We start from the raw sequence: 19463 nt of genomic DNA, 5'->3' as shown, positions 1-19463 counted from the left end.
TTTCTAAAGTTTGAAATTAACAGGCTTAAAAGAGGGATTTCCTTTAACGAGCAGAAACTTCTACCAGTACGTAATGAGATTAGGCTGTCAACCTGGCGTCCTGCCTTCACTTGGGTTTAATTTAAACCGTAAGTCCTAGGAGTATTAGGTGTTGGTTCAAAAATAGAATTAATTTCTGTAAAAGTTTTACCTAATGGTAATGGCAGTTGGGGGGATGTAATTGCAGGATTAGATTATGTTACACAGAACTCAGATATTATAGAAATAGCAAATTTAAGTTTAGCAGGGACATTTTCCTCCTATCAACCTATTATTAAGACTGTACAAGAGGCAATTCAGAGAACTGTAAACTCTGGTGTAATTTGTGTAGTTGCAGCAGGCAATACAGGCGTGAATGTTACTCAAAGTCTTGTTGTACCAGCAATGTTTCCTGAAGTTATTACTGTATCAGCATTATACGATACCAATGGTGAACAAGACAGTGAGGATAAGTGGGGTGTTTGGAAATATGGTTCAAGTAACTACGGAAGTGAAGTAGATATTATTGCTCCAGGATCATCTATAACAACTACAGCACTTGGAGGTAGTTATTTAGATGGTAATGGTACAAGTTTTGCTACTCCATTTGTCTCAGGGACTATTGGGCTTTACATAGCAAAAAACGGAAGACCTTCAAATGCTGATGCAAGACAGTTAACACCTCTAATAGACGCAATTTCAAAACCACGTTCAAGCTATTATACGAATGAACCTGTAGATGGTGAATATGAACCTGCATGTTATGCAAATGGACCTAAACTTTAGGCAAATCAGGTTTCACATCCAATTCTTTATTTGAAGTTGGTTTTGACTTTTAATTCTTGCTTCTGTTTAATTCGAGCCTGGTTTTATTATTTCTTCTGTGCATGTTTTATATTAAGATTGCCTATAATCATGACTGGCAGATCAATATATCCTCCCTTGTCAGGCCCAACTCTTTTAAGCATCTTTTTAGCTTTTAATTGTTGTATATTCCATTCTATCCCTTTAATGCTTAAACCCGTTTTATCAGCTAGCTCCTCTGTTGTTATATATTTATTCTCTTTGATCAGACTGATTATTTTCTCCCTAGTTTTTTCCGAACCTCTAAATTTAGCAGGACGCTTAAAAGTGAAAACTTTACACACCCCGAGAAAGGTGCTCTCTGTGAAGATTAATCCACTCATTTGTAAGTTTAAATACACCTTCGTAAAATTTATGTGGTTTATATTTAAGTGCACTTTTAAGATATAAGCTAAACCATTTTGTTAAATGATCCTCAAGGAATTCAAGTTCTATTTTTTGTAATTCTTTTAAATTTTTTTCTGTTGTAATTTTTCCTTCTTTTTCACAAAGTGAAGACATAAAATAAAGTTCAAGTCCAATATGATCAGGTGGTTCACCATGATATTTACCAATAGGTTCAAGCCCTTGCTTTCTATATTTTTTTAAAACTTCAACAGTTGACAAACCCCATAAAGATCCTTCTAAATAAACAGACTCATATGGTGGAAAAGGAGAATTGGAGCTTGATGGAGTTCTAATCAACCTAACGTAATCTTCAGAAATACCTTTTTCAATTTCAAGAGAATTCTTTATTAGATTAAGTGCAGTAGTAATACTACTTGGTAATTGATTTCTACTGATAAGCAATCCAGAACACCACGTTAAGATTAAGCTTAAACTCTCATTATCAGGCTGTTTAAGAAAAACAGAGCTTAAGAGTTTATAAACACGTGCTGTTAGATCACTTTGCCTGAGTTCTTTCATCTATGCTTTGTATATTTTTACTTTCCCTACAAAGCTTTGATTTCCAGTCATGTCAACATAGCCTTCGCCAGAATGGAATATAGTATTCGGAGAAGCGCCAAGGTCTCTTGCTTTAGAGATTGGATGACTAAAATTACCATGATGATGTGCAATACTTACAACACCTGGTATTATACCTTCTATTACTTTTGCTTTTGCTTTCACCTTAAGAATAGCACCAGTAACAGCATTGTGTGATTCAACCCAGATATCATCACCATCATTAATACTTTTAGCACTAGCTGTTGATGTGTGCATTTCAGCAGGGCTTCCTGGATCCAGCAAATTCAAAAGCACATTATGTGCTGTACGAGATTGCTTGTGCCAGACCTTTTTATGACTCATCAAGTATAAGTCATAATCTTGTGGTGAACTATCAATTATTGGATTACGCCATGTTGGGAATGCATTGTAATCATTTACATATGGTGCAGTAACACCTTTAGCTTTTATTGCACTACCTAACCTAACAAGGATATCAGAATAAAACTGATGTCTTATACCACCATAAGCAGGTGACCAGAGATATGCATAATTCTTTTCAGGTGGATTTGTCGAAGACAAAACACCATTTTGCTTAAACCAGTCTAAACTCTTGCCTTTACTTTGTGCCCAACGATCTAAAGCATCTTCAATTGTAGGTTTTTTTGAAGTGTCAAGTTTTAAATTGTCTGGCAAACTAAGTTTTGAGTTTAGAGTTTCAACATACTTTTGCATGATGTTTAATTTTTCAGCCATGTCAATGTATATTTGAGCATCTGCCTTCGAACTGAACATAGTATCAACAACTGGAAAACGAAGCACTGAAACCATTTCATAACCAGTCCAGTTACCAAGAGGACCTTCATACTTATCAATTGTTGCTGCTGGCAAAATGTAATCAGCACAGAGATCCGCAGTCTCACTTAAAAACGCATCAACAACTACCATAAAAGATAATTTTTTATACATATCTATAGTAGTAGCTTGTGCTGGTTTTGACATTACTGGATTTGTCATGTGGACCCACATAACAAGTTGTTCAGCTTGATATGGAATTCCATATTTAGTTGGATTTGCTAACACTTGAGGAATTATTGAATAACCTCCACTTCCTATTGGAAAGAATTTACTCCCGTCAAGAGAAGGACCATCTGGAGTGTCTTTTATCTTGCTTGGATCCTTTGCAAGATCTTTATAGCCTGAAAGTTTTTTAAGCGGTCCGGTTTGTCCTCCTTGACGAGTACGAGTACTGCCAGCTACATCAACAGCTCCAACAAGCATAGTGACTTGGTTAGCTGCCATACATGTTGGTGTACCAAGCTCTGATTGTGCTACGTGATAATAACCAATTGCTACTGGCCTATGTGGAAGCTCTTTACCATCAACTGTAGTTTTTTGTCCAATCTTTGCTTTCTGCCCAAACTCAGCTGCAATTGCAGTAATCTTAGAAGCACTTACACCACAAATGCCTTCTGCCCATGCTGGTGTATACTGTGCAATGTGAGTTTTGTACAATTCAAATGCTGGTTTGTATTTCACATCATTAACTGTATACTCACCAGTAAGTGCTGGATCAGTCACCACGTCAAATGGTTTTGCTGAGCTTGATGTAGGATCCCAAACTAATTCTTTTCCATCTGCATCAAGAAGAATAAGTCCATCTGCTCCAACAAGACTTGCTGCATTTGTATATTTCTTTAAGTACTCTTCATCAATTGTATTATTTGATATAAGTACATTTGCCATTGCTAAAAAGAATGCAAGATCATGTCCTGGTTTAATTTGTACCCATTCATCTACAAAATGAAGTCCACTTCTAATTTGTGGATCAATTGTTACAACTTTCATGCCACGTTTTTTAGCATCAATTATTTGTTGAGGCCAAGTAATTTGACAAAGGTGTGGCCCACCACTTCCTGTAATATTCCAGCCCCAGGAAATAAAATAATCACAGTATCTAAAATCAACTTCATTACAACCGCTTGTGTCAAACATAAGTTCAGATGATCTATAACCTGCATCTGAACAAAGTGAACCATGACCAGTTTTATTTTTAGTTCCAAATGCACTATTAAATGCATCTCCATGCCATTGAGCTCCTTTTCCTCTTCCTGAAAGATAAATAAATCGCTTTATATCAGCTTGCTTAACTTCATTTAGCTTTGCTGCTATCTCTGTATAAGCCTCATCCCAGCTAACTTCCTGCCATGTGCCAGTAGTCCCTTTAGCATTGGTTCTTTTTAAAGGTGCTTTAATTCTATATGGATCATATAAACCACTAATATTAGCTTGTCCTTTTGGACATAGTGCACCTGCTGTTCTTGGATCTTCAACATTTCCTTCAAACTTAATGACTTTTCCATCTACCTTCCAGGCAGTAAGTGCACAGTCTTGCTTCCCAACCCAGCATGCACTTGCAACTTTTTCAATTGCACTATTTAGATCAATTTCTGGTACTGATCCAAAAACTGGCCCTACTTCCTTAGCAAATACATCATCAATGTCTCCTAAGAGAGTAGCTGCTGTTATGAAACCTGACATTTTTAAGAATTCACGCCTTGATACCTTTTGCATTGTTTTTTCTCCTTCTATTTTAATTAATGCTGATCTGCACACTCTTTAGGAGTTTCACTTAAATAATAAACTCTTGGTTCTGTCTTAAATCTTTCTTTTATCCTTAAGACTTTAGCTGCATCATTTTTAAGAACACTTGAAACATAGCTAGCAGGATCATTTATGTCACCAAACATCATTGCTTTTCCAATACAAGTGGTAACACAAGCAGGTAGTTCTCCAATAGTTAGTCTGTGTAAACAAAAATGACATTTTCTTGGTGAACCAACTATTTGATCCCTACTCCAAAGTTTATTGTATTCATATGTAGTTCTTCCTTCCCAAGTTTGTGGCCCGTCAGGTGAGTTAACAAAGTATTTACCATCATCAAAATAAAGAGCACTTGCATATGGACAAACTTTTTTAGCAGCTTTAAAAACTTGTTTCCCATGCTTTTTTGTTTTTTTATAATCAATAGCTACAATACCATCTAGCCTTTTTACAAAACTTCCACGTACTACCCTGTTAGCTGCTTTTACACATGGTGGTTTAGCACATTGCATACAGTTTGCAGGCATACCTATTGGTTGAACATGTGGCCTATTTGAAATATTGCATTCTTGTTCATAAACTTTTCTATAAGTTACGTTTGGAGGAGTTGCATTTTCAACTATACATGCTGCAGTACAAGACTTGCAAGCAGTACATTTTCTGATATCTATAAGCATTGCCCAACTGCGATCTTTTTCTTGTTTTTGTAAAGCACGTTGTAGATCTTCTTTCATGCTTTTCATAATATCTTGAGCACCACTTGCTACTGCCATTTGTTTTTCCTCCTTGCTAAGTTAATATGCCAATTTTTTTGTGCTACAGATTTTTAATTAACACTTTACAACAATGTTAAGTATAATCCTGAGAAAAAATAAAAAAAACTAATCTAAAGGATGACTTGACTAAGCCTTAAAAAATTTGTAATTATCATGATAGTATTATCTCGGTGACTAAGTTTATTGAAAATCAATCTCACTGGCAACACACAGGAGCAATACTTGCTGGTGGTCAAAGTAAAAGAATGGGTAGACCTAAAGAAGGAGTTCTCCTGTGGGACTTGCGTCCTATGATTGAACATGTAATGGACATACTCCAAACAATTTGTAAAAGTATTGTTATTGTTGGTAAATGTGAAGGTTATTACCCAAAACAAAATAAATTTATTTCTGATCGCTTGCCTAATCTTGGACCAATTGGTGGAATTGAATCACTTCTTAGCTCTAACTTAGATACTGAGTATCTTGTTGTAGCATGTGATCAACCATTTCTTACTCAAGAAATCCTTAAGTTTCTTATAAAAGATGAAGAGCCAGAAAAAATTAAACTTTTTAAAGCATCAGGCAACAAAAAAATTAATCCTTTCCCTGGATATTATCCAGCTTCAATACTTTCACATGTAAAAGATTCTATTCAAAAAGGTAGAACTGCAATGCATGAAATGATAGTAGATTGTCCAAGTGTAACTTGGATTCCAATTCAAGAAAGTCAAGAAAGTTTTTTAAGAAGTATAAATACTCCAAGTGATCTTTTTGTAAAGATAAAACAATGAACACATTAATTGATAGTTTTGGGAGAGCACATACTTATCTACGTATTTCAATAACAGATAGATGCAATCTCCAATGCATTTACTGCATGCCATCTTGTGGAATTAAATGGAAAGAACACAAAGAAATTCTTACATATGAAGAAATAAGAAGAATTGCAACACTTTTTGTTAATATGGGAATTAAAAAAATTCGACTTACTGGTGGTGAACCAATAGTAAGAAAAAATATTGAAGAGCTTGTTGAAAAACTTGCTTTAATTAATGGGCTTGAAACACTTGCAATGACAACAAATGCAGTACTTTTAAAAGATAAAGTTTTTACTTTAAAGAAAAGCGGTCTTAATGCTTTAAACATTAGCCTTGATACTTTAAGAAAAGAACGTTTTAAACAAATTACAAAGCTAGATAGTTTAACCAATGTCTTAGAAAGTATTAATGCAGCAATCCAAGCGGGTTTTAATCTGCTTAAACTTAATGTTGTAGTAATGAAAGGAATTAATGAAGATGAGATTTTAGATTTTGTTTATTTCTTAAAAGATAAACCAATAAATATTCGATTTATTGAGTTCATGCCATTTAAAGGAAACGAATGGGAGCATTCCAGGTTCGTTCCATATTTAGAAATGAAAAAAATAATTGAAGAACATTATGAATTAATTCCTATACACAATAAGACTACAAACATAGCAAAAGATTTTTGCATTGAAGGATTTCAAGGAACAATTAGTTTTATTACTTCCATGACAGAAAGTTTTTGCAGCACTTGTAATCGAATCAGGCTTACTGCAGATGGTTCTATTAAAACTTGTTTGTTTCACTCACCAGAAGTAAGTCTACGAGATGCCATTAGAAATGGTGCTACAGATTCAGAAGTAACACAAATGATTCAAACTGCTTTAATCTTAAAAAAGATAGGACATGAATCTGCAGATGAACTTATTAAAATTGAAAACCAGTGCATGATTCAAATTGGAGGATGATTACAATTTTCGAATGTCAAGTTTCGATTTTCGAATTAAGAAAGGATAAAAAATGCGAGATATATCAAAAAAAATTACAACCTTAAGGGAAGCCACAGCTTGTGCTGTATTAAAAGTTAATCCAAATACAGTAAATCTTATTAAAGAAAATAAAATTCCAAAAGGAAACCCGCTTGAAGTTAGCAAAGTTGCAGCAATTCAAGCTGCAAAAAATACAAGCCAGATTATTCCTTATTGTCATCCCCTTCCAGTAGATTTTATAAGTGTAGATTTTGAATTAAAGGAAGATTTAATTATTGTTACAACATCTGTTAAAGCAATATATAAAACTGGTGTTGAAATGGAAGCCCTGACTTCTGCTTCTGTAGCTGCACTTAATCTTTACGACATGTTAAAGATGCTAGATAAGTCAATGGAAATAATAAATATAAAACTAGAAAATAAAAGAGGAGGTAAATCTGATTTTAGAGAGGCCTATAAAACCCCACTTAGAGCTTGTGTTTTAGTTGCATCTGATTCAATCTCTCAAGGTAAAAAAGATGACTTGTCAGGCAGGTTAATTGTTGACACCTTAAAAGCAGAAGGGTTTGAGGTTATTGATTACAAAATTGTCTCAGATGATATTTCTCAAATTCAAGAAGCAATTAAAAATTACACAGACAATTTAAAAGTTAATCTAGTAATGACCACCGGTGGAACTGGATTTAGTCCACGAGACAACATGCCAGAAGCAATGCTTGGAATTATTGAAAAAGAAATACCAGGAATCCCAGAAGCAGCACGAGCATATGGCCAAGAAAGAACACCATACTCAATGCTCTCACGTGGAAAGTCAGGAATCAGAGGAAGAACAATTATAGTAAATCTTCCTGGATCAAAAAAAGGAGTACGTGAATCACTTGATTCACTTTTTCCAGGAATACTTCATGCATTTACAATGCTAAAAGGCAGTGGTCACCCACTTCAAGAAAAAGAAATAGCGAAAGTAAAATAAAAAGACTATCCTATCTTTTCTCAAAAAGAGATAAAAAAAACCTCTCCTAAATTTAACATCCACAATTTAAAAGAGTGGCAAAAGAAAAAATACATTAGAAAAATATTATCCTGAAAACGTACGTGTGTTTAAGAGAAATATTCTTAGGGAATATCTTCAATATAAATTTTTAGAAATTATATTTGATTCAAAGCTAAATGAAAATGGGAAGAGATTTTTATGATGTAGCTTATTTATCATCACTAACAAAGCCTAATTATGATTATTTGAAAGACAAAAAAGGAATAAAAAACTCAAAAGAATTGAAAGGATTATTATTGAGTGAGTGCAAGAAATTAGATTGTGATAATTTAGCTAAAGATATACAGCCACTAGTTTTTAATTCAAGAGGACTTAAAGTAGCAATCTACATGATCTTTTAAATCTTTGTTTGTAATTCTGTTGTAATCAGTAACATCAAACAAAAACGGGATCGGCAATTGATCTGGTTCTTCATAGATATGACTAGTAAAATCCCATGTAAAATCATCAATAATTGCAAAGTCTATGTCTGAATTATATTTAAAATTATCCATTGCTCTTGAGCCATATATTTTGACAGCTTGTATCTCACTATATTTTGAGAATAATTCTTTTATGGCATCAGAAGTTTTTTGATCTAATCCAAAATTCATTATGTTTTCATTTTCTTTCTTGACAAAAACTCATGTAATTGTTGAATAGATTTGAAGTACTTACTAACAGAATTGCGGAGGGTGGATTTGAACCACCGACCTTTGGGTTATGCTTACCACTTCAGCTTTCACTGACACAGACTTTCTATTTTATAAAATCTATGTTTGTAGTCTGGACTATACCTTTAACCAAATTTTTTAATTTGGTCACCTGCCATCTAGTCTCTACACCTTCATGCTTGTAACATGCTTGGCTCGGTATTACCATATAAAAGGCTTCACCGAATTTGACAGGATTCAATCAAGCATTACTGCTTGACCAGCCCACTTTTTTATTGAGCCCAACGAGCTACCAGACTGCTCTACCCCGCGATGTCAGATTAATTTAGTCTCCACAGCTGAAGACTTGATAATTATACTACACGAAATATGAATTCACTTTTTATATAATAAAGTTACAATATTTCAATGAACTTGGAAAGTGCTCCAAAAAAGCAAAACTTAGAGATAGTAGCAATTAATCAAGAAAAATTACATGAAGATGCTATGAGATTTGGTATTGAAGAAGGTGAACAAATTCAAATAATTAGTAAACTTCCAGAAGGTCCAATTGTTATACAAAAAAATCAACAACAAATTGCAATTGGTAGAGAACTTGCTAAAGCAGTAGAAGTAAAAATCAAAGATTAACTTAAACCTGGTAATCCAAAATTCCTTTTTTACTGAGTGTAAAATATGCAAGCTTATCAATCCAATTTTTGTAAGAAGGATTAAAGAATTTATTTGTTTTATTTGAAGCTAAAACTATTGCTAGAATTGCTCCAGTTGGTAACAAAATAAATAAGAAATTAAAATTTGGAGCTAGATCTCTTTCAGTAGTAACTACAAATATATTGTTTCTTATTTGATCAAGCGTTAAATCAAATTCTGTTCCATGTGAGTCACTAATTGTAGTTATCCACTCACCATCAACATTTTTAAATTCTTTTACTGTATACAGATGTGCTGAGAGTAATTTTTCCTCTGTCATTTTCCTAGGCATACAAAAACCATCAAGGCTCGTTGCTAAGGTAGAACTATTTTGTATAGTTTTTCCTGGTCTTAAAACAGGTTCCATATTTACGGGGTCAGCACAAACTAAAGAATCTTTAGTAATTGAATGTACAGTTTTTTCAGCGTTTTGTTTAAACTCTGCTTTTTTTTCTTCTGAAACGACTGGAGTTTCCTTTGGTTTTAAAAAGTCAAATGCTACTTCTAAATCAGCTAACAGATCTTTTGGTTTAACGTTATTCCACTTAATGTGGCTTGTCGCTAATTTTGTAGATATCGTTGGTGCTTGACTTAAAATATGGATTAAATCATTATCCGATAAAGACGTTATTAAAAAGTTAGAATAATCTTTACTTGAAGTTAATGTCAAAGTTGCAGAAGGTAGCCAACTAGGTACACCACCATATTTTTGAGAAGCAACTTCCATTGCACAAGTAAGTATTGGTATATAAAGTGCTTCAAAAGAATGTGAAGGCGCAACATCTTCAAAACTCATCCAAGAAGCAAGCATTTCAAAAGGAACATCAATAGTTTCACCATTAAAGTTAACTTGTGTATCAATCCTAAATTCTCCTTCAGATAAATCATTTAAATTTGTTACTTTGATTGTTCCTTTAATTATTTGTTTTCCACTAGGAGTAGAAGCAAGTGCTTGATAATCTGCCATGTTTTGGCAATTAGAACGGCCAGCTTGTACTTGTTTATATGGATGCGGCCCTAATTTCCCCCAAATAGCTAAATATATTACTTTGTCATTTTCAACGATTTTAATTACTTCTGCATACCTTTTCTCATCAATCCCTTTAAATAACGTTATTAATTTTTGTAGTTCATCTGGCGTGCTACCAACAATTCCATCGTGATTTATATCTAGAGCATCCCCTTTAATATTTGCTGATTTTATTGCTGGTAAAACCTGTTGAAATCCATGGTTTGCCCAAAAAGTATCTACGTGGAAATCATCAAGACTTAATCCACTTTCTCCCGAATTAGACCTTGTTGGTACTGGTTCTTTGCCAATTAATCTAAAAGCATCACTTACGATTTTTGCAGAAGCTGGTTGTTTTGCAATCCCAAAAAGAAGTACAGAAGCATAAGTAAACCATTTAATTGTATTTAAACTAACTTTTGCAGTTCTTTGCAATAGTCTAGGTAATGCTGTTTCTGCCTTTTGAATTTTCATTTATATAATTTTGCTAATTGAGTACAATTATATAAAATAATTAGATAAAAATCTTAATTGTAATTGTAATTATTTTCTTACTTATGCTCTAAACATAGCTGGGGGCGGATTTGAACCGCCGACCTATGGGTTATGAATCCATCGCTCTTACCAACTGAGCTACCCAGCCAGGAAGGAGAATTGCAAAATTTATTATTATTTTATACAGCATGTTGTAATTCTTTTTAATTATACTAAAATACTAATAAACAAACATGACATTATTCAATAATTTATTTGGCAAGTGTGCAAAACTACAAATTTTCCTTAAAGGTTCGCTCATTTTAATAATTTTATTTTTAATGTTTTTTGCTATTAATTTATTTATTTCTATCCAGTTTAGTAAAAAGTCAGCTTATGATGCATTAACTGAAAACACAGTAAAAGAAAAAGTTATGCTTCAAGATACAAGAGTTCATAACTGGAGTGAAGTAAATAAGAAGAATTGAAAATTCTATTGTCCTAGTGCATATTTAACTCTTAGCTTAGTAATATAATTTATTGTCATGTTAACTATCCATACAATAGCTGAATGTAAAGCAAAACCTTTGTATAAGCATTTTGCATGTAATTCTTCTGCTTCATTTTGTAGCACTTTGTCTTCTTCTGTAGTTTTCATAACATGGTGAATTTTTGCTGGCTCAGGAAACCATTTAGAAAGTTTTGTAAAAAATGAATCTTCTTTTTTAACTTCTTCTAAATACTTAGGTTCAACTAAAATACCTTTTTGAGAATTATATTTTTTTGTAAGCTTCGCATCTGCAAATTTTGCAAAAAGGCCATTTGTAACTCTGTGACCAAGCCACCATGAAGGAAGTACTGTAAATAGTTTTAAAATTCTTTCAAATCTTTCATACCATCCTTGTGAAGTTGTAATTACTCCAATCCATTTTGGTACTGAGGTTTGAGTAAATAAAAGTCCAAGCTTTGGATAAACACCATGAGTCATATCAAGATGTTCGCGTGCTACTTTTAAAAAACTACTTTTTTCAACTGTTTGATCATCTTCTGATTTCGCAAGAAGAAACGAATTTAAAACAGGTGAAACAAATATTGCACCAGTTCCAATAATCTTTTGAAAAAGTGATAAATCTCCTGATTCCCCAAGTGCTTGACTTTCTTCATCGCTTGCATACCCTATAGTTCCAGTAAATCTGTCTTCTTTTAAAATATATTTTCTAAATGCTCTAATAAGAAGCCCAAACCCTCCCCAATAGCCACCTTCAAGCATACTTTCTCCAATAATTGTTGTTTTTTTTAGTTTATATATTAGTTTCAAGTTTTCTTCAGTAGGTTCAAATCTATCACAGAATTCTTTAATTTGTTTTCCTTGTTCTTCATAATACTCAGCATTTTTATTCTTTTCATTCCTTCTGTATAACGATGCTAAAAAGTTTTTATCTTCAACTTCTTCAAGTTTTATTCTTTCTTTTGCCTTTTTGAATTTTTCAAAATCCCTGAGCTCAGACATGCTAAATCTAAGAAGATGTGTTGCATCTTTTTGCATTTCTTTTGGCAAAACAAATTTTGCAAGTGCTTTACCTGTAAAAGTAGTTAGAAAGGGTGAGATAACAACTAACACAGTTCCTGAAAGTCCTTCAAATGCAGACTCTAAAGTTTTTTTAATACCTCTAAATAAATCAGACAATATTAATGGAGCATCAAAGGCAGTAATATCAAGAGCAGTTCTGTATGTAGATTCTCTAGAACAAACAATGCTTGCTATATCTTTAAATGTATCCCATGTTTTATTATTTTCTTTCCTTGAAAAGGAATAACAATGCCCTGAGGTTAAGTTATTAGTTTCTGTAATAGTACTCATGTTATAAAACTTATAAATATGAATTTAAAAATTAACGTTCTAGACTTTAGTATTATACATTATAATAGCCTCTAATGACAAAAGAACTTTTAAGTACAAAGATTGCTTTTACAAGTATTGTTGATGCTGTTACAGAAGCAGTAAGACTATCAAATGTAAAAGTTGTATATAACTATCCAGGCAGACCTGCAACAAATCTTGTTAATAAAATTAGAGAACAAATAAAAGAAATTGATGTTCAAGACTACTTACCTAATGAGTTTGTAGCTACTGCAAAAGCTTTTGGTAGCTCAGTTGCTGGATGTGAAAGATCCTTAGTAATTTTTAAAGATGTAGGAACCAATGTAGCTTGTGATCATTTTTATTGTTTAAATCATATTGGAATAAACAGGGGACTTGTATTTTTTATTAGTGATGATCCATCTGCATGGAATTCACAAAATGAAGAAGACTCAAGAGGAATATATTTTAATGCAGGACTTCCGATTTTAGAGCCAAATGATCCTTATAGTGCTTATTATTCAGTTCTTATTGCTTTTGAACTTTCTGAAATTTTAAGACTACCTTTCTTTATTAGAACTACAGGAAGAGCTCTTAAAGAAAAATATAAGGCAGAGCAAAATGATTATAAAAAAGTAAAAATTTCTTTTAATGAAAATTTTGTAGATATTCCTTTTGATGCAAAAAATAAATGGCTTTCTATTTTTGGCACTGTAGAAGAAGATCGTGAAGAATTAATTCAAAAACAAGGAAAATTAAAAGAATATTTTAATGAATCAGGATTAAACATTATAAAAAATTCTGATTCTAAGTTAGGTATTGTTGCAAGTGGATTTCCAGCTACACAGCTAGAGCTTGAAGGATTACTAGTAAAAAACATTTCACTTTTAAAACTTGTTACAGTATTTCCTTTGCCTGAAAATACAATTTTAAATTTCATGAGATTAAAAGAAAAGATTTTAGTGATAGATCAAGGTGAACCCTTGCTTGAAATCTTAATTAGAGATTTGGCTCATAGACATGGTTTTAAAATTCCAATTCTAGGAAAAAATAATGATTGTGTTAGAAAGATTGGTGAGTTTAGAGATGATGATTTAAAAATTTCAGTTCAAGCTTTAGAAACAAATATAGCACCAGTTTTCCCAAAGCATAAAGTAATCTCAAAAGCATCTGCTTTTGAAGAAGGCTCATCATATTTAATTATGCTTAAGTGTTTAAGAGAAGCAGTTAGGAAAGTAAATTGTAGACCACTTTTTTGTGGTGACGCAGGTCAATCTTCTAGAATACCTGATACACCCGGATATGAGGATCTGTTACATATGGAGACTACTATGGGCTCAGTGATTTCTTATTTATCTGGTGGAATTGAAGCGTATAAAAGGAAGGGAGAAGAACTTCCTTTTAAAGGAATAGCTTATGTAGGTGATTCTAATTTTTTTCACAGTGCATTTCCTGGAATTTGTGAAGCAGTTAGCAAAGATCATCCAATACTTATGATTCTAGTTGACAACCAAGGCGCTGTTTCAACCGGAAAGCAACCACACTTAGGAATGAAAATAAATAATGAAATGAAAGTATTACAGATAAAAAATATTTTACAAGCTTTAGGGGTTTCATTTTTAGAAGAAGGATCTACTTCTTGTAAAGAAGATCTAACAAATAAATTAACTAAAGGACTGAAGTATGAGCATTTTGCTGTAGTGATTGTACATCTTGAATAGAAGTAACTACTCAGCACATTAATTTATCTTAGGTTATCCTTCACGGAAAGGTGGCTCGAGGAGCTACGTCACCGCAGAGCCACCTGAGTAATTACAAATAGAAATATTATCCATTTTTTCTGCTAACTGAAAATCAAGTTCTGTAACTCCAGCTACTTTGTGTGTAGTAAGTCTTACATCAACATTTCCATAGACATTTGACCATTCTGGGTGATGGTTCATTTTTTCACACACCATCCCTACACTTACCATAAAAGAAATTGCCTGGTTGAAGTTTTTAAACTTAAAAAGCTTATGTAACTTTCCACTTTCAATTGCCCAACCTGAAAGTTTACTTAGGTTAAGCTTAAGTTCTTCTTCAGTTAATTTTTTTATATCCAACTTTTTAATACCCTGTTCAATTTGTTAAATCCTATTCAAATTTTAGTGAATTTTAGCCAAATTTCAAATTTCTTGTATTTATTTATTTCAGGCTATTTATGAATATATTAAATGATACTAGCAAATTTGCATAGTTATCGGTAATATATTTCACTGTTAGTTAGATTCCTTATTATAAAAAGGAATTAGGAGTAAAAAAGTAAAAAAGGAGATAGCTATGGCAAAGGAACAATTAGTAGTTGGCTCAAAAGTAAAAGATTTTATAAAAGAATCTGATCTAAGAACTGATGGTGATTTACTTGAAGCATTATCAGGTAAGGTAGAAGAAATGCTTAAATGTGCAATGCAACGTTGCAAAGAAAATGGCAGAAGCACAGTTAGGCCTTGCGATCTGTAATCTTACAAAGAGATCCAAGGATAAGAAGGGTAGGTTTCAAGCCTACCCATTTTTATGTCATTTGCACAGACAATATCATTAAAATATTTTTGATAAGGGCTTAAACCTTTTTTTCCATTTGATCTTATATATTCTTCATCAACTAGATTCTCATATAATTGATCAATTGTAGATTGGAACTCAAGATCTTTAAAATCTTTTGTAGGAATATTTGCACAAATTAAAACTTCTCTTTTAGCTTTTGAAATATTTAAATTCCCTGTGTTTAACATAGCAATTTCACCAGTACTTGGATCTTTAGTAATGCAAGTGGCTTCTACATAGGCCCTTTGAGCACCAATTTCTTCTACTTTTTGTCTTGGATCCCCACAAAACTTATCAATAAATTTACTTAGGTTTATAATTGCTCGTTCAGTAAGTGTAGTATTTTTATAAAATTCTCTTTTTTCTTTTTCAGGAATCTTAGAATCTTTTACTCTCTTATTTCCTACAATAAAATAAAATGGTATGGCGTTTGTTAGTCCCTTTTTAAATCTTTGGATATCATGAGCTAAAGAAAATTCAACTGGCAAGGAATGATTAGGATGAAGACCAGGATCAAAAACATAATGTTTTTTGCCATCATTGTCTATATGAGAACAATTTCCAAAAGTTTTATCCAATGGATTAAAAAATAATCCTGGCATATTTGAAGATGCACTAGCCGCATAAGCAATTGGCATTGACTTAATATCATTTGGCAGTGGATACACATCAGGGTTTAAATAATTAAATGGAAATATTCTTCTTGGTAACTCTGCAACATATAAATGAACTTCTGTACCAAGTTCATCTAAATGTTCTCTTGTTATTTCAGAAGTTTTTTTGCCAGTATGAAGTTGATAACCTTCAATTAAAAAAGGTAAAATCCATTCTCTTTCAAGTTTTTTTCTGTCTGGTACATAATCTATAAAATTAGTGTCTGCTGAATTTTTAAAAGTACAAGAATTTAAAGAATGAACAGCTTGCGAGGCAGCATGGATGGACCCTGCTGAAGTACCATGAAATTGTTTTAGTTTTATACCAAGAAGCTGTGTTAGTACATTAATAACCATGATTATTCCAGATGAAGCTATTACTCTTATTTCCCCACCTGCAATAATCATTCCTTTAATCTTGTCTAGATTTTCTTTGTCCAAATCAAATGCTTTTACAACTTTAATAAATTTAGTTTTTTGTTCTTCGGATAAAGAATTAATCAAAGCTCTAGCTTCTATTGCTCTTATGTGATCTTGAGGTAATTCATTTTGTCCTGGATAAATATTTGTTTGAATTAATTTTTCTAAATAGCTGTCATCTAATTCATGAAAATTTAACTGATAAAGAGTCGGTTGTCTAAGTGGATTAATTTGATTTGTAGAAAGCTTAGGTAGAAAGCCGTTCCTACTAAACAGAGCTGTACTGTAAACTTTAGCAGAATGATATACCATTTGTTTCTATAAATTACTTGTTATTTTATAGGATAGGAAGTTACGTGTAAACCCCTTGGTAGAAAATAAACTATTTGTATGCCTGCTCATACATTCTTTGAAAGCTTGCTTGTAATTTTGCAACTAGCATGCTAAAGTTTAAATAATTTTATAAATAATGTTTCTGCTAAAGCCTTAAAGTATAGGAAGTCTTAATGTCTGTTATTTCTATAAGAAGTGTTACTAAAGTCTTACCTTCTTGTGATGTTCCTGGTCAATGTATTGATCGGGGACAACTAGCTCAAATGGTTAAAGATTCATTAGGAGTTAGATCTTATTTAAGATTTTTACCTACTAAAGGGGGAAAAAGATTTAGAGAGCTTTATAAAGAATTACCAGAAAATATAAACATTAATGGACCAAAACAAAAATTTATAGTTAAGTCAAATGCACCAGGATCTTCATCGAAACAGCATTACGATCCAGCAGTTGAACTTGGAGTTGCCGCTCTTCGTAAATTAGTGACTGGTAAAAAGGTTGATTTAGAACAAGTAGATAGTCTTTATGTAGCTTCAACAACAGCAAGAGCTGGAGATCCTACTTTATCAAAAAGAATTTTATCTAAACTTCAAAAAGAAGGAATTACAAGTAAAAACAAAGATATTTCAAGAGAGATTCTTGAAGGATGGCATAATGAAACTATTTCAGAAGGATGTGTAGGATGGCTTAAAACTTTAGAACGTGCAAATGACAGAATGGAATTAGGGAAAAGTAAAACTGCTATTATTCTTGCTATAGCAGTAAACTCTATTTATAGGGATCCAAGAAAATTTTACGAGCAAATTAATTATGCAGATGGCTGTGCTGCTACAGTTGTTAGCAAAGAAGAAGAACCTCAAGGTAAAATATGTTTTGCCAAAGAAAGAAATATTATAGACGAAGAAGACAGAGTAGTTCATAATTATTCAAATCCACCAGATGAAACCAATCTAGATAAGATTTATAAACTTTTTACCTTAGACATTAATGGTTATTTAAGATCAAAAGAAATTGCAAAACTTATTGCAGAACATTGTGCTGAGTATACCCTTTCAGAACTTTTAGAAAATTTGCCAGTATCAATTAATTCTTTAGATCATTTGTTCTTTCCTCAAATTAACAATGGTTTTTTAGATAAAATTGAGATAAATATATTTTTGCATATTCGTGACGAAATTGGACTCACTAAAGATATAAGAAGTGAATTAAAACCTTTGATTGATAATTATTGCAAAGATCTAATTAATACTAAGAAAGTAGACATTATAGAACCATGTAGATGTTTTTTTAATGTTATAAAAGCAAGAGAAAAAGATTTAAGGGGTGAAAAAGAATTTCTTTTTAATCAATTTTATAAAAGCTTAACAGATAAAGAAAAAGACTTGTTTGATTTCATGTCTCATTTTCATAAGATTAATTTTCTTTCTTATGATGAGTTTGGTTATACAGGAGTAGCTTCTATACCTCTAGGCATAGCTCATGCAAAAGAAAACACAAATTTTGATTTACATTTAAGTCCATATGGAATAGTTTCTGCAACTTTAGGTATAAATATTTGTGGTGCTGTTGGAAATCCTTTTGAAGCATATTCTAGAAAACCATTCCTTGATTTAATTAACCACAGTTATCATAGACAGGAAGAAGAAGTTATCCCAAATGTAGGAGACCCAGTACAAAATTTACTTAAAAGAAATCTTGCTTTTTGTCAAACAAAGTTTACAAAGATTTAAATGGTGTAATTTATCAAAGTACCTCAATTTTCAATTGACTTGCGGAATGTAAGATATATCTATATTTCGTGGCCGTTTGAATCTATATCGCTACCTGTCTAATATGCCTTCCTTTGGAATCGTAGATCCACAACATAAACACCGGGACTGGCTTCAAAAGGTATTTGTATCGAAACAAAACTTTGATTGCTATAAAGAAATACATCCTCTGTTCCTCTTCTAGATGGAATGCGGCTACTGTTTATAAAAAGATAGAAGGAGTAGAAATGATTCACCCCAGACGATCGGAATGAAATATTATAAGTAGTAGGAAGACCAGAACTAGGATGTGTAACGCTTATAGAATTTGAGATAACAACATCGCCACTTTTTAAAAGTGTAAATTTTCCCAAAAGACGGTCCTGCTGTCCTGCGAATCTAGCCCACAAAAAACCCTCTACCGGTGTATAATCAAAAACTTCGGAAGATGAAGAACTGGAAGATCGTCCTGAAGAGCCGCCCGAAGAAGATGACGAACTTGATGAACTACTTGATGATGAACTTGATGAAGATGACGATGAACTGGATGAACTTCCACTTGAAGAGGATGAACTTGAAGAAGAACTTGATGATGATGACGATGAACTGGATGAACTTCCACTTGAAGAGGATGAACTCGATGATGACGAACTTGATGATGATGACGATGAACTGGATGAACTTCCACTTGAAGAGGATGAACTCGATGATGACGAACTTGATGATGAACTTGAAGATGAGCTTGAAGATGAGCTTGAAGAACTGCTACAAGTTTGTCTATCGTTATAAAATCTGTTATAGCTAGAATTATAATTTTGTGTGATTTGTGCTGGAGACAATGCTCTGTTATAAATTCTTAATAAGGCTATAGAACCACTAAATTTTCTCCCTACATTTTGTCCCCACGTACCTATAAATAAGGAGGGAAAAGAACTATAGTTTATTGTTGAATTAGTAACAGTTCCACTTGCTGTTACTACATTATTTAGATAATGTCTAATAGTATTTCCATCTTTTACTACTAC

17 protein-coding genes, 1 tRNA gene and 2 pseudogenes are annotated in these 19463 nt (G+C 32.6%); 10 read left to right on the top strand and 10 right to left on the bottom strand.

What is annotated here, in order from left to right; all coding sequences use genetic code 11:
- Positions 1-144 precede the first annotated feature (144 nt).
- A pseudogene (locus tag HYY52_06485) lies at positions 145-804 on the top strand (S8 family serine peptidase).
- Between the two features lie 86 nt (positions 805-890).
- On the opposite strand, the pseudogene HYY52_06480 reads toward HYY52_06485, so the two are convergent.
- From HYY52_06480 to HYY52_06470, 3 genes and pseudogenes are all read right to left on the bottom strand, one after another.
- Positions 891-1383 (bottom strand): annotated as a pseudogene (locus tag HYY52_06480) (winged helix-turn-helix transcriptional regulator).
- Between the two features lie 405 nt (positions 1384-1788).
- Positions 1789-4383 (bottom strand): molybdopterin-dependent oxidoreductase, encoded by a 2595-nt coding sequence (locus HYY52_06475; GenBank protein ID MBI2996336.1) that lies wholly within the window; start codon positions 4381-4383, stop codon positions 1789-1791.
- 23 nt (positions 4384-4406) lie between these two features.
- The gene (locus HYY52_06470) at positions 4407-5186 is read right to left on the bottom strand and encodes a hypothetical protein (GenBank protein ID MBI2996335.1); all 780 of its coding nucleotides are present in this window, start codon (positions 5184-5186) and stop codon (positions 4407-4409) included.
- A gap of 173 nt (positions 5187-5359) precedes the next feature.
- On the opposite strand from HYY52_06470, the gene HYY52_06465 reads away from it, so the two are divergent.
- The 4 genes from HYY52_06465 (at position 5360) to HYY52_06450 (ending at position 8358) form a co-directional block, all read left to right on the top strand.
- Positions 5360-5962, top strand: a complete 603-nt coding sequence (locus tag HYY52_06465; GenBank protein MBI2996334.1) for a molybdenum cofactor guanylyltransferase — start codon at positions 5360-5362, stop codon at positions 5960-5962.
- Positions 5959-6942, top strand: coding sequence for a GTP 3',8-cyclase MoaA (gene moaA, locus HYY52_06460; protein MBI2996333.1), 984 nt, complete (start codon positions 5959-5961; stop codon positions 6940-6942). Before HYY52_06465 ends, moaA begins: the two co-directional genes overlap by 4 nt.
- Positions 6943-6994: 52 nt before the next feature.
- Positions 6995-7936 (top strand): bifunctional molybdenum cofactor biosynthesis protein MoaC/MoaB, encoded by a 942-nt coding sequence (locus HYY52_06455; GenBank protein ID MBI2996332.1) that lies wholly within the window; start codon positions 6995-6997, stop codon positions 7934-7936.
- A 203-nt stretch (positions 7937-8139) separates the two neighbouring features.
- A complete protein-coding gene (locus tag HYY52_06450) occupies positions 8140-8358 on the top strand; it encodes a hypothetical protein (protein MBI2996331.1) in 219 nt (72 codons plus the stop codon).
- Here HYY52_06450 and HYY52_06445 read toward each other — a convergent pair.
- Complete coding sequence (locus tag HYY52_06445; GenBank protein MBI2996330.1) at positions 8320-8610, bottom strand: nucleotidyltransferase domain-containing protein; 291 nt, start codon at positions 8608-8610, stop codon at positions 8320-8322. The two genes, HYY52_06450 and HYY52_06445, sit on opposite strands and share 39 nt — an antisense overlap.
- A gap of 468 nt (positions 8611-9078) precedes the next feature.
- Here HYY52_06445 and HYY52_06440 point away from each other — a divergent pair, with 468 nt between their 5' ends.
- A complete protein-coding gene (locus tag HYY52_06440) occupies positions 9079-9300 on the top strand; it encodes a ferrous iron transport protein A (protein ID MBI2996329.1) in 222 nt (73 codons plus the stop codon).
- Position 9301: 1 nt separating this feature from the next.
- On the opposite strand, the gene HYY52_06435 is transcribed toward HYY52_06440, so the two are convergent.
- Positions 9302-10843 carry a hypothetical protein gene (locus HYY52_06435; protein MBI2996328.1) on the bottom strand — a complete coding sequence of 514 codons (1542 nt, stop codon included), beginning with the start codon at positions 10841-10843 and terminating at the stop codon, positions 9302-9304.
- A gap of 95 nt (positions 10844-10938) precedes the next feature.
- A tRNA-Met gene (locus HYY52_06430) sits at positions 10939-11012 on the bottom strand.
- Between the two features lie 85 nt (positions 11013-11097).
- Here HYY52_06430 and HYY52_06425 point away from each other — a divergent pair.
- On the top strand, positions 11098-11331 hold the full coding sequence (locus HYY52_06425) for a hypothetical protein (protein ID MBI2996327.1): 234 nt from the start codon (positions 11098-11100) through the stop codon (positions 11329-11331).
- Positions 11332-11336: 5 nt separating this feature from the next.
- Here the strand turns inward: HYY52_06425 and HYY52_06420 are convergent, their stop codons facing one another.
- A complete protein-coding gene (locus HYY52_06420) occupies positions 11337-12704 on the bottom strand; it encodes a hypothetical protein (GenBank protein MBI2996326.1) in 1368 nt (455 codons plus the stop codon).
- A gap of 74 nt (positions 12705-12778) precedes the next feature.
- Between HYY52_06420 and HYY52_06415 the strand changes: the two genes are divergently transcribed.
- A complete protein-coding gene (locus HYY52_06415) occupies positions 12779-14425 on the top strand; it encodes a hypothetical protein (protein ID MBI2996325.1) in 1647 nt (548 codons plus the stop codon).
- A gap of 63 nt (positions 14426-14488) precedes the next feature.
- Here the strand turns inward: HYY52_06415 and HYY52_06410 are convergent, their stop codons facing one another.
- Positions 14489-14806 carry a 4a-hydroxytetrahydrobiopterin dehydratase gene (locus HYY52_06410; protein ID MBI2996324.1) on the bottom strand — a complete coding sequence of 106 codons (318 nt, stop codon included), beginning with the start codon at positions 14804-14806 and terminating at the stop codon, positions 14489-14491.
- A 217-nt stretch (positions 14807-15023) separates the two neighbouring features.
- Between HYY52_06410 and HYY52_06405 the strand changes: the two genes are divergently transcribed.
- Positions 15024-15203, top strand: a complete 180-nt coding sequence (locus tag HYY52_06405; GenBank protein MBI2996323.1) for a hypothetical protein — start codon at positions 15024-15026, stop codon at positions 15201-15203.
- A 2-nt stretch (positions 15204-15205) separates the two neighbouring features.
- Here HYY52_06405 and HYY52_06400 read toward each other — a convergent pair whose 3' ends face one another.
- Positions 15206-16672 carry a hypothetical protein gene (locus HYY52_06400; GenBank protein MBI2996322.1) on the bottom strand — a complete coding sequence of 489 codons (1467 nt, stop codon included), beginning with the start codon at positions 16670-16672 and terminating at the stop codon, positions 15206-15208.
- A gap of 194 nt (positions 16673-16866) precedes the next feature.
- Here HYY52_06400 and HYY52_06395 point away from each other — a divergent pair, with 194 nt between their 5' ends.
- Complete coding sequence (locus tag HYY52_06395; GenBank protein MBI2996321.1) at positions 16867-18420, top strand: hypothetical protein; 1554 nt, start codon at positions 16867-16869, stop codon at positions 18418-18420.
- 98 nt (positions 18421-18518) lie between these two features.
- Here HYY52_06395 and HYY52_06390 read toward each other — a convergent pair.
- A partial coding sequence (locus tag HYY52_06390) for a hypothetical protein (GenBank protein MBI2996320.1) occupies positions 18519-19463 on the bottom strand: 945 nt, incomplete at its 5' end.

The sequence above is a fragment of the Candidatus Melainabacteria bacterium genome (genome assembly GCA_016193285.1).
Taxonomy (GTDB): Bacteria; Cyanobacteriota; Vampirovibrionia; order 2-02-FULL-35-15; family 2-02-FULL-35-15; genus JACPSL01.
This window is presented reverse-complemented; position numbering and strand designations above follow the sequence as displayed.

Excerpts from the sequence above, each read along its gene's own strand:
- HYY52_06405 (MBI2996323.1), top strand. The coding sequence starts at position 15,024 with ATGGCAAAGGAACAATTAGTAGTTGGCTCAAAAGTAAAAGATTTTATA.
- HYY52_06440 (MBI2996329.1), top strand. The coding sequence starts at position 9,079 with ATGAACTTGGAAAGTGCTCCAAAAAAGCAAAACTTAGAGATAGTAGCA.
- HYY52_06435 (MBI2996328.1), bottom strand. The coding sequence starts at position 10,843 with ATGAAAATTCAAAAGGCAGAAACAGCATTACCTAGACTATTGCAAAGA.
- HYY52_06400 (MBI2996322.1), bottom strand. The coding sequence starts at position 16,672 with ATGGTATATCATTCTGCTAAAGTTTACAGTACAGCTCTGTTTAGTAGG.
- HYY52_06470 (MBI2996335.1), bottom strand. The coding sequence starts at position 5,186 with ATGGCAGTAGCAAGTGGTGCTCAAGATATTATGAAAAGCATGAAAGAA.
- HYY52_06475 (MBI2996336.1), bottom strand. The coding sequence starts at position 4,383 with ATGCAAAAGGTATCAAGGCGTGAATTCTTAAAAATGTCAGGTTTCATA.
- HYY52_06450 (MBI2996331.1), top strand. The coding sequence starts at position 8,140 with ATGGGAAGAGATTTTTATGATGTAGCTTATTTATCATCACTAACAAAG.
- HYY52_06415 (MBI2996325.1), top strand. The coding sequence starts at position 12,779 with ATGACAAAAGAACTTTTAAGTACAAAGATTGCTTTTACAAGTATTGTT.
- HYY52_06420 (MBI2996326.1), bottom strand. The coding sequence starts at position 12,704 with ATGAGTACTATTACAGAAACTAATAACTTAACCTCAGGGCATTGTTAT.
- HYY52_06425 (MBI2996327.1), top strand. The coding sequence starts at position 11,098 with ATGACATTATTCAATAATTTATTTGGCAAGTGTGCAAAACTACAAATT.
- HYY52_06455 (MBI2996332.1), top strand. The coding sequence starts at position 6,995 with ATGCGAGATATATCAAAAAAAATTACAACCTTAAGGGAAGCCACAGCT.
- HYY52_06395 (MBI2996321.1), top strand. The coding sequence starts at position 16,867 with ATGTCTGTTATTTCTATAAGAAGTGTTACTAAAGTCTTACCTTCTTGT.
- moaA (MBI2996333.1), top strand. The coding sequence starts at position 5,959 with ATGAACACATTAATTGATAGTTTTGGGAGAGCACATACTTATCTACGT.
- HYY52_06445 (MBI2996330.1), bottom strand. The coding sequence starts at position 8,610 with ATGAATTTTGGATTAGATCAAAAAACTTCTGATGCCATAAAAGAATTA.